This is a genomic window from Mycolicibacterium parafortuitum, assembly GCF_002086815.1.
Classification (GTDB): Bacteria; Actinomycetota; Actinomycetes; order Mycobacteriales; family Mycobacteriaceae; genus Mycobacterium; species Mycobacterium parafortuitum.
Map to the genome: position 1 here is coordinate 1 of NZ_MVID01000040.1, position 12,848 is coordinate 12,848.

The 12,848-nt window shown below is 68.0% G+C and carries 12 protein-coding genes; 8 read left to right on the plus strand and 4 right to left on the minus strand.

Annotation, left to right across the window (positions count from 1 at the left end; translation table 11 throughout):
• Window positions 1-85 precede the first annotated feature (85 nt).
• Together BST38_RS27340 and BST38_RS27345 are read left to right on the plus strand one after the other, a co-directional pair.
• Window positions 86-715: an MBL fold metallo-hydrolase gene (locus BST38_RS27340; protein ID WP_083146673.1), complete on the plus strand. Its 630-nt coding sequence runs from the start codon at window positions 86-88 to the stop codon at window positions 713-715.
• A 74-nt stretch (window positions 716-789) separates the two neighbouring features.
• Window positions 790-1,875, plus strand: a complete 1,086-nt coding sequence (locus tag BST38_RS27345) for a class I SAM-dependent methyltransferase (protein ID WP_181792056.1) — start codon at window positions 790-792, stop codon at window positions 1,873-1,875.
• Here BST38_RS27345 and BST38_RS27350 read toward each other — a convergent pair.
• Together BST38_RS27350 and BST38_RS27355 are read right to left on the minus strand one after the other, a co-directional pair.
• The gene (locus BST38_RS27350) at window positions 1,872-2,942 is read right to left on the minus strand and encodes an NAD(P)H-dependent amine dehydrogenase family protein (RefSeq protein ID WP_083146675.1); all 1,071 of its coding nucleotides are present in this window, start codon (window positions 2,940-2,942) and stop codon (window positions 1,872-1,874) included. The two genes, BST38_RS27345 and BST38_RS27350, sit on opposite strands and share 4 nt — an antisense overlap.
• 1 nt (window position 2,943) lies before the next feature.
• Entirely contained in the window at window positions 2,944-3,471 is a 528-nt protein-coding gene (locus tag BST38_RS27355) for a hypothetical protein (protein WP_083146676.1), read from the minus strand.
• Window positions 3,472-3,591: 120 nt separating this feature from the next.
• Between BST38_RS27355 and BST38_RS27360 the strand changes: the two genes are divergently transcribed.
• From BST38_RS27360 to BST38_RS27380, 5 genes are read left to right on the plus strand one after another with little or no spacing between them, the layout of a single operon-like run.
• Window positions 3,592-5,145, plus strand: a complete 1,554-nt coding sequence (locus BST38_RS27360; protein WP_083146677.1) for an ABC transporter substrate-binding protein — start codon at window positions 3,592-3,594, stop codon at window positions 5,143-5,145.
• Window positions 5,145-6,092, plus strand: a complete 948-nt coding sequence (locus tag BST38_RS27365; RefSeq protein WP_110782030.1) for an ABC transporter permease — start codon at window positions 5,145-5,147, stop codon at window positions 6,090-6,092. The genes BST38_RS27360 and BST38_RS27365 overlap by 1 nt, the downstream gene beginning before the upstream one ends.
• Entirely contained in the window at window positions 6,089-6,970 is an 882-nt protein-coding gene (locus BST38_RS27370; RefSeq protein WP_083146679.1) for an ABC transporter permease, read from the plus strand. The genes BST38_RS27365 and BST38_RS27370 overlap by 4 nt, the downstream gene beginning before the upstream one ends.
• Window positions 6,967-8,565 carry a dipeptide ABC transporter ATP-binding protein gene (locus tag BST38_RS27375; protein WP_083146680.1) on the plus strand — a complete coding sequence of 533 codons (1,599 nt, stop codon included), beginning with the start codon at window positions 6,967-6,969 and terminating at the stop codon, window positions 8,563-8,565. Before BST38_RS27370 ends, BST38_RS27375 begins: the two co-directional genes overlap by 4 nt.
• 31 nt (window positions 8,566-8,596) lie before the next feature.
• Window positions 8,597-9,337, plus strand: a complete 741-nt coding sequence (locus BST38_RS27380) for an SDR family NAD(P)-dependent oxidoreductase (RefSeq protein WP_083146700.1) — start codon at window positions 8,597-8,599, stop codon at window positions 9,335-9,337.
• 11 nt (window positions 9,338-9,348) lie between these two features.
• Here the strand turns inward: BST38_RS27380 and BST38_RS27385 are convergent, their stop codons facing one another.
• Window positions 9,349-10,050 carry a bleomycin resistance protein gene (locus BST38_RS27385; RefSeq protein ID WP_237160941.1) on the minus strand — a complete coding sequence of 234 codons (702 nt, stop codon included), beginning with the start codon at window positions 10,048-10,050 and terminating at the stop codon, window positions 9,349-9,351.
• Window positions 10,051-10,196: 146 nt separating this feature from the next.
• On the opposite strand from BST38_RS27385, the gene BST38_RS27390 reads away from it, so the two are divergent.
• On the plus strand, window positions 10,197-11,813 hold the full coding sequence (locus BST38_RS27390) for an HNH endonuclease signature motif containing protein (RefSeq protein ID WP_083146681.1): 1,617 nt from the start codon (window positions 10,197-10,199) through the stop codon (window positions 11,811-11,813).
• On the opposite strand, the gene BST38_RS27395 is transcribed toward BST38_RS27390, so the two are convergent.
• Window positions 11,775-12,848: an NAD(P)H-dependent amine dehydrogenase family protein gene (locus tag BST38_RS27395; protein ID WP_083146682.1), complete on the minus strand. Its 1,074-nt coding sequence runs from the start codon at window positions 12,846-12,848 to the stop codon at window positions 11,775-11,777. The two genes, BST38_RS27390 and BST38_RS27395, sit on opposite strands and share 39 nt — an antisense overlap.

The following is a 12,848-nucleotide window of genomic DNA, read 5'->3' on the forward strand; positions in this document are numbered from 1 at the left end:
CCGAACGCATCAGCCTCGACCACATCGAAGACGCCTTCCACAAAATGCACGCCGGTGAGGTCCTGCGCTCGGTGGTGGTGTTCTGATGAACGGCGGACCGATCCAGCGGCTGGTCACCAGCGGCACCTTCGAGCTCGACGGCGGCAGCTGGGATGTCGACAACAACATCTGGCTGGTCGGTGACGACAAGGAAGTCATCGTCTTCGACGCCGCGCACACCGCGGACCCGATCATCGAGGCCGTTGGGGGCAGGCACGTGGTCGCGATCGTGTGCACGCACGGCCACAACGACCACATCACGGTCGCCCCGCAGCTGGGCCAGGCGCTCGACGCGCCGGTGCTGCTGCATCCCGCCGACGAGGTGCTGTGGCGAATGACGCACCCGGACAGCGACTTCCGGTCGGTGTCGGACCACGAGACGCTGCGGGTCGCCGGCACCGAGATTCGTGCGCTGCACACCCCGGGGCACTCCCCCGGTTCGGTGTGCTGGCACGCACCGGAACTCAACGCGGTGTTCAGCGGTGACACGCTGTTCCAGGGCGGGCCGGGTGCCACGGGCCGGTCGTTCTCGGATTTCCCGACCATCCTTGAGTCGATCTCCGGCCGGCTGGGCAAGCTGCCCGGCGAGACGGTCGTCTACACCGGACACGGCGATTCGACGACGGTGGGCGACGAGATCGTGCACTACGACGAGTGGGTGGCGCGGGGCCACTAGGCCTGCGGGATCCGGCGTTCCTCGGACTCGAACTCCGGCGCGCGGCGGGCGCGGGGACTACGGTTTGAGAGATGATGGCTGAGTCCAGCATCGTCGTGCGTCCGGAACCCGCCGGCAGCCCGTTCTACAGCGCCGCGTCGCGGCTGCAGGCTTCTGGTCTGGTGCCCGCGATCGCGGTCTTCGAGCGGGCGGCCGCCGCGGTGCCGATCCCCCAGCCTCCGCAGCCGATCGTGATCGCCGACTACGGCGCCGCCGACGGGATGACCTCGCTGCTGCCGGTCGGCGCGGCGATCGCCGTGCTGCGCAAGCGAACCCGGCCCGAGCATTCCGTACTCGTCGCGCACACCGACAGGCCCGACAACGATTTCAGCGCGCTGTTCCACGTCCTGGAGAACGACCCGGACAGCTACCTGCACAAGGACAAGGCGACGTTCGTATCAGCGGTCGGCCGGTCGTTCTACCGCCAGATCATGCCGTCGAACAGCGTCCACCTCGGCTGGAGCGCGTGGGCGGTCGACTGGCTGACCCAGACGCCGTGCAGTGTCGAGGGTCGACTGCAGGTGGCATTCACCTCGGATCAGGCCATCCGCGACGCCTATGCCAAACAGGCGGCCCGGGACTGGCACGAGTTCGTCGCCTTCCGGGGCCGCGAGCTGTGTCCGGGCGGTCGCCTGTTGGTGATGACGCAGGCGCTCGACGAGGACGGCAACGGCGGTCTCCGGCAGATGATGACCGCGATGCTCGACGCGCTCGCCGAGATGGCCGGCGCGGGCGCGCTGACCGGCGACGAACTGGCCCGGATGTGCATCCCGACGGTGGCGCGCGCGGAGGCGGACTTCAGGGCGCCGTTCGCCCCGTCAGGGCGGTTCGAAGGCCTGGAGATCGAACATCTGGAGATCTTCGACGCCGAGGACCGATTTTGGGCCCGGTACCGAATCGACAACGACGCCAAGGCCTTCGGTGAGCGTTGGGCCGGATTCGCGCGCGGCTCGCTGTTCGCCGCGATGACGCAGGCACTCGACGGCGCGGACACCGGTCAGCGCGTCGCGGAGTTCTGCGACGCGCTGGAGAAGGGCGTGGCGGAGCGAATGGCGGCCGCCCCCGAGCAGACGCGGATCCCGCTGGCCCACGTGGTGCTGTACAAGCGGCCGAAAAACTAGCGGATCGTCCCGACCCCGGGGATCAGCGGCAGATCCAGCGCGGTCACCCATCCCGGCGGCAGGTCGTTGACCGCGGGCACCGCGTTCAGGGCCCGCAGCCCGGTGGCGAGGCATCCGGCCGCGGCGGCGTCCCGGCCGGAGCCGTCGGTGAACCGGAACGCGGTCTCCTGGAAGATGCTCGGGGTGCCCTCGATGTCGACGCGGTAGACGTCGTTCTCGTTGCCGGACGGCCAGTCCGGCGCGGCGTCGTTGCCGATGCGGTTGACGTGCTCGAGTTGGATGCGTGTCTCGCCGCGGTACACGCCGTTGATGGTGAACCGGACCGCGGCGACGTTCCCGGGGGCGATGACGCCCTTGGCGGTCTTGCGCTCGTCGGGGGTCACCCACTTCTCCCAGGTGGTGGTGATCTCGTCGAGCATGATGCCCGCGGCGTGGGCGATCATCGGAACCGTTGCGCCCCAAGCGAAGACCAGGATGTCGGGGTTCTCCAACATCGGCCGGAACTCGGGTGGCTTCCCGATGCCCATCTCACGGTCGTAGTCGCCCTCGTAGTTGGTGTAGTCCAACAACTCCGACGCGCGCACCGTGCGGACCTCTGAGCACAACCCCATCAGCGTCATCGGGAACAGGTCGTTGGCGAAACCCGGATCGATACCGGTGGTGAAGCAGGACGACTCGCCGAGTTCGCAGGCGACCGTGATGGGTTCGATCCAGTTCGGCGGGTTCAGGTGCATCGTGGGCCAGATCCACGGGGTCATCGCGGTCGAGCACACGTCGATGCCGGCGCGCAGGAACCGGGAGATCAACTCGATGTTGGCGTCGGCGCGCGCCGCGGTCGGCCCGTAGTGGACCATCGCGTCGGGTTTGAGGTCGATCAGCGCGTCGACGTCGTCGGTCGCGGTCAGGCCGAGGTCCCGGCCGAGCCCGCAGATGTCGCCGACGTCGCGGCCGACCTTGTCGGGGTTACTGACCCCGACACCGACCAGCTCGAAGCCCGGATGCTTGACCACCTCGGCGATCACCATCCGGCCGACGAAGCCGGTCCCCCAGATCACGACCCGTTTCATGTCAGAAGCACCTGCGCAGGCCGCCGGGCTCGCAGATCAGCGGGTACTGGTCGACAGGGATCGGCAGCGGCTGCTTGAACGACAGCGTGAACGGCACCTCGATCATGCCCGGCTGAAGGCCGCACACCCCGGTGTGCAGGATGCGGCGCGTACCCGAGGTCTCGTTGAACGAGACCTCCTCGGTGGTCGGCGCGAAGCTGCCGTCGGGGCACTTCATCCCCTCGCGCTTGTTGGTCGTGAAGGTCCACAGCCCGCCGGTTTGCCGGGCGTCGCCGCCACTCAGACCGGGGGACGGCCCGACGTGCAGCGTGCAGCCAACGGGAAGGTACAGCGGCTCGCGCAGGTCACCGACGACGGGCACGCAGGTCGGGTAGATGGTCCAGACGCCGGTCTGCCCCTCGGAGACGTAGTTGTACTCGCCTTGCATCACGGGGACATCGGCCATCGCGGGAGCGGCCGCCCCGACTCCCAGCCCGACGGAGGCACCGGCCAGTACGGCGACCGCGGCAAGACCGCGCAGCATCTTCATGCCCCGCAGTATTTCAGCCACCGCTGATCAAAGTCACGGCTTTGTCCTGCCGCGGTGTTTTGCGCCTCGAGGCACCGGGTAGAGGACCGACAGCAAGTTCGAGTCCGGGGTGGTAGGCATATGACGAGGACGGCGGTGAGGGCCGCTGTTCTCGTCATATGCGCTTTTCTGCTGACCGTGACGGGGTGTTCGACGGGTCAGCGCGTCGATCTCGGAGAGGGCACGTCGGGGGCGCTGATCGCCGCGATCGCCGGTGAACCGGATCAGCTCGACCCGCACAAGACCACGGCGTACTTCTCATTCGAGGTGCTGGAGAACGTCTTCGACACCCTCGTCGAACCGGACGAGAACCTGCAGATGCAGCCGGCGCTGGCACAGTCCTGGGAGGTCAGCCCGGACCAGCTGACGTGGACGTTCCGGCTGCGGCCGGGCGTGACGTTCCACGACGGTTCCCCGCTGACCGCCGACGACGTCGTGTTCTCCTACCGCCGCATCATCGACGAGCAGCTCGCCAACTCCGACAAGTTCGCGTCGGTGCGTGCCGTGGAGGCGCCAGACCCGGGCACCGTCGTCGTGCGCGTCGACCGTCCGACGCCGAACATGCTGACCAACCTCGGCGGCTTCAAGGGGATGGCGATCGTGTCGCGCGCCAACGTGGAGAGCGGACAGATCGCGACCCACCCGGTGGGCACGGGTCCGTTCAGCTTTCTCGGCCAGAAGAGCGGCGACTCGATCTCGCTGCGCGCGAACCCGGACTACTGGGGTGGGGCGCCCGGCGTGAGCGGAATGACGTTCCGCTTCATCTCCGAGCCGTCGACGGCGCTGTCGGCGCTGCAGGCCGGTGAGGTCGACTGGACGGACTCCGTGCCGCCGCAGCGCGTCGCTCAACTGCGCGACGACGAGTCGCTGGAACTCGCCGTCACACCGAGCAACGACTACTGGTATCTGGCGCTCAACCAGGCGCGCGCCCCGTGGGACGACGTGCGGGTGCGCCAGGCCATCGCGTACGCGATCGACCGCGACGCGATCGTGCAGGCCACCAGCTACGGCACCGCGGCGGTCAACGAGCTCGCGATCCCGCAGGGCAATCCGTGGTTCACGCCGTACGACAGATACCGCGAGGACGGCGAGTCAGGACTGGACACCGCGCGAACACTGTTGCGGGAGGCCGGAACCCAGCCCGGCGATCTCGACATGCTGGTCACCACCGAGTATCCCGAGACCGTCACGGCGGCCCAGATCGTCGCCGACAACCTCGCACCGCTGGGTTTCACGGTCAACATCCGCACCGTGGACTTCGCGACCTGGCTCGACGAACAGAACTCGGGCAACTTCGACATGCTGATGATGGGCTGGCTCGGCAACATCGACCCCGACGACTTCTACTACGCCCAACACCACACCGACGGCACCAGTAATGCGCAGAAGTTCGCGAACCCCGAGGTCGACCGACTGCTCGACGCCGGTCGCGTCGAGACCGACGAGCAGGCCAGGAAGGACGAGTACGCGAAAGCGGCGACGTTGATCGCCGACGAGGTCAGCTACATCTACCTGTACAACCCGTCGGTGATCCAGGCCTGGAACCCGGCGCTGTCGGGCTACGAGGCGCGCCGCGACGGCGCGGTGCGGTTCCGAACCGCGTCGCTGAACCCCGACGGGGAGGCACAGTCGTGATGATCCTGCGCTTCGTCGCGCAGCGGCTGCTGTATTCGGCGGTGGTGATGTTCGGGGTGCTGGTCCTGGTGTTCGCGCTCGTGCACCTGGTGCCCGGTGATCCGGTGCGCATCGCGCTGGGCACCCGCTACACCCCGGAGGCCTACGAAGCCCTGCGCGCCGCAAGCGGTCTGGACCGTCCGCTGATCTCGCAGTTCTTCGGCTACATCGGGTCGGCGCTGACCGGCGATCTCGGGGTCAGCTTCCGCAACGGCGACCCCGTCACCGTCACACTGCTGGAACGCCTTCCGGCCACGCTGTCGCTGGGGTTGACGGGCATCGTGATCGCGCTGGCCGTCGCGCTGCCCGCCGGGGTGTACTCGGCACTGCGCGAAGGCAGGGTCAGCGATGCGATCGTGCGGGTCACCAGCCAGTTCGGGGTGTCGATACCGGACTTCTGGATGGGCATCCTGCTGATCGCGCTGTTCTCCACCACGCTGGGCTGGCTGCCGACCTCGGGCTACCGGCCGCTGTTCGAGGACCCGGCGGGCTGGCTGCGCCACATCATCCTGCCGGGGTTGACCGTGGGGGTCGTCGCCGCGGCGATCATGACCCGCTACGTGCGGTCGGCGGTGCTGGAGGTCGCGTCGATGGGATACGTACGCACCGCGCGCTCGAAAGGTCTCCCACCGCGCGTCGTGACGTTCCGGCACACCGTCCGCAACGCGCTCGTACCGATCCTGACCATCACCGGCATCCAGCTCGCGACCCTGCTCGGCGGCGTGATCGTCGTCGAAGTGGTGTTCGCCTGGCCGGGTTTGGGCCGATTGGTCTACAACGCGGTGGCCGCGCGTGACTACCCGCTGATCCAGGGTGCGGTGCTGCTGATCGCGGCACTGTTCCTCCTGATCAATCTGCTCGTCGACGTGCTGTACGCCGTCGTGGACCCGAGGATCCGACTGGGATGACGACCACCGAACCGGACACCCGCCTGTCGTCGTGGCGCCTCCTCGCCCGCAACCCCGTCACGCTGGTCAGCGCGCTGGCACTGGTCGCGGTCGCGGTCATCGCGGTGACCGCGTCCTGGATCGCGCCGTACGCGGTCAACGACGTCGACGTCCCGAACGCACTTGCGGCGCCCAATGGTTCGCACTGGTTCGGCACCGACGAGCTGGGTCGTGACGTGCTGTCGCGGGTGCTGGTCGCGGTGCAGGCGTCGATGCGGATCGCGGTGGTCAGCGTCGCATTCGCCCTCGTCGTCGGAGTCACGGTCGGGGTGGTCGCGGGATATCGCGGCGGGTGGCTGGACACGGTGCTGATGCGAGTGGTCGACGTGATGTTCGCGTTCCCGGTGCTGCTGCTCGCGCTGGCGGTGGTGGCGATCCTCGGGCCGGGCGTGACGACCACCATCCTGGCGATCGGCATCGTGTACACGCCGATCTTCGCGCGCGTCGCGCGGGCCAGCACCCTCAGTGTCCGGACCGAACCGTATGTGTCGGTGTCACGGGCGATGGGCACCGGCGATCTGTACATTCTGCGGCGCCACATCCTGCCCAACATCGCCGGGCCGCTGATCGTGCAGACCTCGCTGTCGCTGGCGTTCGCGATCCTGTCCGAAGCGGCGTTGTCGTTCCTGGGGTTGGGGATTCAGCCGCCCCAGCCGTCACTGGGCCGGATGATCTTCGATTCGCAGGGCTTCGTCACGATGGCATGGTGGATGGCGGTGTTCCCCGGTGCCGCGATCTTCGTGATCGTGTTGGCGTTCAACCTGTTCGGCGACGGGCTGCGGGACGTGCTGGATCCCAAGCAGCGCACCACGATCGAAGCGCGCAGGCGGGAATCATGACCGTTCTGGGTGTCAAGGATCTCTCGGTGCGCATCGGGTCCCGCACCATCGTCGACGGCGTCTCGTTCGACGTGGACCGCGAGAAGACCGTCGGTATCGTCGGCGAGTCAGGATCAGGCAAGACGATGACGGTGCTGGCCGCCACCGGCCTGCTCGACGCACCCGGGGCGCGGGTCTCCGGTAGCAGCACGCTGGCCGGCGACATCGAGTTGGTCGGCGCCGCACCGAAAGTCCTGCGCAGCGTGCACGGCGCCCGGGTTGGGTTCGTCTTCCAGGATCCGGGCACCTCGCTGAACCCGCTGCTGACCCTGGAACGCCAGATCACCGAATCCCTGCAGACACACCGCAATATGACGCGGCGTGCCGCCACCGAGCGGGCGGTCGAACTTCTCGACGCGGTGGGCCTGCCGGATCCGCAGACCCGGCTGCACGCCTATCCGCATCAGCTGTCCGGTGGGCAGCGCCAGCGGGTGATGATCGCGATCGCGCTGGCCTGTGACCCGGAGCTGCTGATCGCCGACGAACCGACCACGGCCCTCGACGTCACGACGCAGGCGCAGATCATCGAGCTGGTCCGGGCGCTGCAACGGGATTTCGGCACCGCGGTGGTGTGGATCAGCCATGACCTCGGGGTGATCGGTCAGGTCGCCGACGAGGTCACGGTGATACGCGACGGCGTGGCCGTGGAGCAGGCCCCGATCATGGAGGTCTTCGACCATCCCCGCGACGACTACACCCGGGACCTGCTGGCGGCGCGCCCGGTGCTGGAGCGATCCGGTCCCCCGCCGGTGGACGGAGACGAGACGCTGCTCGATGTCGCGGGTCTGGACGTCACGTTCACGACGTCGTCGCCGGTCGGCCGGTCGACGGTGCACGCGGTCAAGGACGTGTCGTTCCGGATTCGGCGCGGCACCACACTCGGATTGGTCGGTGAATCCGGTTCGGGCAAGTCGACGGTCGCGGCGGCGCTGACCGGACTGGTGGCCCCGGACGCCGGCACCGCGACGCTGTCCGGTGATGACGTGCTGCATGTGAAGGGCAAGGGGGCCAGGGAGATTCGTCGGCGGATCGGGATGGTGTTCCAGGATCCGTTCTCCTCGCTGAATCCCCGTGTCCGGGTGGACACGTCGATCGCCGAACCGCTGCTGGTGCACAAGCTGGTCGACGGCAAGGACGCCCGTCGCCGCCGTGTCGGTGAGCTGCTCGATCTGGTCGGACTGCCTGCCGAATTCGCCCAGCGTTACCCGCACGAACTGTCCGGCGGGCAGCGTCAGCGCGTCAGTATCGCGCGGGCGCTGGCCGCCGAACCGGAACTGCTGATCCTCGACGAGGCGACCGCGTCGCTGGACGTCTCGGTGCAGGCCCGCGTGCTGGAGCTGCTGTCGCGGCTGCAGTCGGAGCTGACTCTGACGTACCTGCTGATCGGGCACGACCTCGCGGTGATCCGTCAGCTCAGCCACGAGGTGCTGGTGATGCGGCGCGGGGAGGTCGTCGAGAATCGGCCGGCCGACGAGCTGTTCGCCTCACCCGAGCAGGAGTACACGCGTGAACTGTTGGCCGCCGTCCCGCCGGTGAGACCGCGCGCCGCAGTGTGAGTCCGGTCGGGGCCATGAGAAGGTCATGGGCATGGGACAACTCAGCGGCAAGGTCGCCCTGGTCACGGGCGCGTCGGCAGGATTGGGAGCGGCGACGGCGAAACTGTTCGCCGAACGGGGCGCGACGGTGTTCGGCATCGCGCGGGACACCGCGCGGCTGGCCGAGGTGTTCGCCGACATCCCGGACGGCCGGTACAGCTCGGTCGATGTCACCTCGCCCCAGGCGTGTGCGCAGGCCGTCGCCGAATGCGTGGCCCAGTTCGGCCGCCTCGATGTGCTGGCCAACATCGCCGGATTCCACAAGATGCGCCACACGATTTCGATGACCGACGACGACTGGGCCACGGATCTGTCGGTGAACCTCAACGGCCCGTTCTTCCTGTGCCGCGCCGCGTTGCCGCATCTGCTGGAGTCGGCGGGCAACATCGTCAACGTGGCGTCGATCGCCGGGGTGGAGGGCGAGGTGTACTCGGCCGGCTACTGCGCGGCCAAGCACGGTCTGGTCGGGCTGACGCGGGCGCTGGCGGTCGAGTTCACCAAGGAGAGGTTGCGCGTCAACGCGATCTGCCCGGGCGGTATGCCGACCGCGCAGACCACCGAGTTCGAGGCACCGGAGAACGCGGACTGGGATCTGATCATGCGGATCGCGTCGCCCCGTGGGTTCATGGAGACGGACGATGTCGCCAAGACCATCGCGTTTCTGGCCAGCGACGACGCGGCCGCGGTGCACGGCGCGGTGTACCGGGTGGACAACGGCAAGGGCGCGGGCTAACGGGGTTCGCCCTACCCGAGTGCGGCTTCGAGCTCCGTTGCCCGCCGGAGGTCGTCGGCCAGCTCTGGCCCGCGGGCCCCGGTCGCCCTGGCGCGGGCCAGCAGGTCCCGCGCCACGGCAGGCTCGCCTTGCCGGACAGCCACGTCCGCGCGTAGCACCAGGAGCTTCACCAGCTGGATCACGGTCGGCTCTTCATCGGCCCGACGCAGAGCCCGGTCGAGGACCGTCGCCGCCAAGGCCAGGTCCTGCTTGGCGTTCGCGTACAGCGTGCCCATGTGGATCGCACGGTCGAACGTCCCGCGCGGAAGCGGTCGATGGTGCTGGTTGTCGCTGATCGGCTGGGCCACCTGGATGGTGTTCCCGCCGGGATCGATCACCAGGAACTGCCGCACCCCGTAGCTCATGTCCGCCAACGCCCCGATTCGCGGAATCCCCTGCACGGGAACCGATCCGAAGGCATTCCGCAGTCCCGCGGTGAATTGGCCGTAGAGCAGGTCCACGTCATCCGTCCTGACCAGGCAGGCATGCGTGGAGGACAGCGGATCGTGGTCCTTGTCCCCGTAGAAGTCCAGTTCGATTCCTCCACGCCTGACACTCAGAAACTGGTAGGGCGCCGTCTGCTGAAACGTGATCTCGAATCCCAGCGCGGTGTAGAACTCGGCGATCGACTCGATCGAGCGCGCCATCAGCCGGGGAATCGTCGTCTCGGTCATGCCTCCCGACGGTAGAGACGAACGATCGGGCGCGCACATAGCCCGGCATTCACCCCCGCCCCCGCGAGTTATCCCAATAGCGAATTCATCCACAGGCGGCGACATGGACGGTGCGACCAGCACTCCACACGACTAACGTCGAAAGTGTGTTCGAACAGATCCTGACCGCCGTCGCGGACGCCCGAGGCCCTGGTGCCGGGGTCCGCGCCTGCGCGCGACTGGAGAACGCCGCATGCGCGGCGCGGTTGGGATTCATGGCCGACATGCTCGCCGTCGCCTACGCGGCATCCGGCTCGGCCGACCGCGAGCAGTGGCGTTGCGACAACTGGAGCGCGGTGTGCGCACAGATCGGCGCCGCGCACGCCGTCACCAGCGGGGTGGTCAGCGGACTGCTGATGGACGCGGTCACGCTGCGGGAACGACTGCCCAAGGTGGCGGCGGTGTTCGCCGATGGCCTGATCGCGTACCGGCTGGTCCACATGATCTGCACGCGCACCATGCTGGTGAAGGATGCAGACGCATTGCGCGCGCTGGATTCCGAGCTTGCGGAGGCCCTGCGCACCTGGGGTGCGAAATCGTTCGATCAATCCGAAGACGACGTCGACGCCCTGGTGCTGCTTCATGATCCGCTTGCACTGCGGCGCGGCGAATCCTCCAGTCGCGGCCACCACGTCGACGTAGCCGCGGAGCCGGCCACCGGTACCTCCTACGTGACGGCCACCGTGTCCGCCACCGACGGCGAAGCGTTCGACCGGCGCCTCGATGCACTGGCCCGCACCGTGTGCTCCCGCGACCCCCGCGACCTGGACCAGCGCCGTGCCGCGGCCGTCGGCGCGGTCGGGTTCGGTTGGGACCGTCTGCCCTGCCTGTGCGAGAACGACGACTGCGACGCCGCGGCCAAACCGGCCGCGGGCGGCGTCGTCATCCACGTCGTCGCGCGTCGAGAGGCCTCGGACGCGAATAGTGATGGCGGTCCCTCGGATTCGGACGGTCCGCGCGAGCCCGAGCCCGAGCCCGAGCGGGAGCCGACGCGCGACCTCACCGCGCAGCGCCGCGCGCTGGCAGGCAAGCGTCCGCCGCTACTCCCCCGCCCCTGGCACAGCTTCACGCTGACGGGACTGGTCGGTGCCCTCGAGGACGGCCGGGGTGAGCTCTGCACCGTCGGCCCCGCGACCATCCTCGGCGGTGCGGTCATCCCGGCGCCCGTCGCCGCCCAGGCCGCGATGTATGCCACCGTCAGGGAACTCATCCACCCCGGCCAGGCCCCACCGGAACCGCGATACCGACCATCACGACGACTCGCGGAGTTCGTGCGCTGCCGCGACCAGACGTGCCGGTTCCCGGGCTGCACGAAACCGTCCACCAGCGCCGACATCGACCACACGATCCCGTACCCCTACGGGCCGACGTGTGCGTCGAACCTGGCTTGCCTGTGCCGAGAACATCATCTGCTCAAGACGTTCTGGCCCGGCTGGTCCAGCCGGCAGTACCCGGACGGCAGGATCGTGTGGACCGACCCGGAGGGCATCGTCACGACCACCTACCCGGGAAGCAGGCTGCTCTTTCCCGAACTCTGCGTGCCCACAGCGGAATTCACCAACCGCCGGCCCCCGCTCAAGCACACAGAGGGTCTGACGATGCCGAAGCGCACCACCACCCGCGCGCGGGCGCGCCGTCAGCGCATCGACGACGAACGCCGCAGGAACGCCGACGACCTGAACGGATCAGAGCTTGAACCGCCCGGCGAAACCCCGCAGTGGTAGATCGGCGGAGGTGATGATGCCGGGGCGCGCGGCGACCACCGACTTGATCGACGCCAGCGCGGGCATCCCGGTGACGGTCATCCCGATCGACGCGAAGCTGGCCGGATCCGACAGGTCGACTCCGGGCTTCGGGAAGATCATGTGCTTGTTGTAGATGTTCGGGTCACCCTTGATCTGGGTGATGTAGCAGCCCTTGATATCCCAGCTCGGATCGGTGTGCGGCGTCATCTGCCACTCCAGGTGCGTCTCCACCCGCGCAACCCCGTCGACGATGCCCTGGTATTTGATGTAGTTGCCGCCCAGCGAGCCCTTCGGCAGCTGGTACCAGCCCAGGTCGACGTCCTTGGTGCACGCGCCGAGCTCATAGCTGAACTTCACCTCGTCGAGGGTCAGGTCGAAACAGTCGGCCATCATGTAGACGCTGTCGGCGAACACCCGGGTGTACTTCTCCAGCTTGCCCGGGATCGACGGATCGTCGACCGGCTGGCCGTATCCGACCTCGATCCAGGTGTCCTTGGAATGGTGGCACGACACGTCGACCGATTCGATCGTCGTGATGTTCTCGATCTCGGCGACGTCCGCCGAGCACACCACCCCGAGGATCTGGTTCAGCCCCGGGTTCATCCCGGTGCCGTAGAACGTGGATCCGCCCTTCTCGCAAGCTTCTTGGAGCAGCTGGCTGACCGGCTTACCGGACGGGTGGGGATGGTTGTGGTCGCGGTGCCATCCGGTGATCCAGTCGGCGGTGGTGACGATGTTGATGCCCGCCTCCAGCACCTGGACGTAGAGATCCTCGTCCGGGAACACCCCGTGGAAGGTCACCACGTCGGGTTTGGCGGCGATGATCTCCTCGACCGTGCCGGTCGCGATCACCCCGTTGGGTGCCAGCCCTGCCAGTTCACCGGCGTCACGGCCGACCTTGTCCGGCGAGTAGCAGTGCACGCCGATGAGCTCGAGGTCCGGCTGGTCGGCGATCCTCTTGATCATCTCGGTACCGACGTTGCCGGTCGCGACCTGGAAAACCTTGATCGTCAT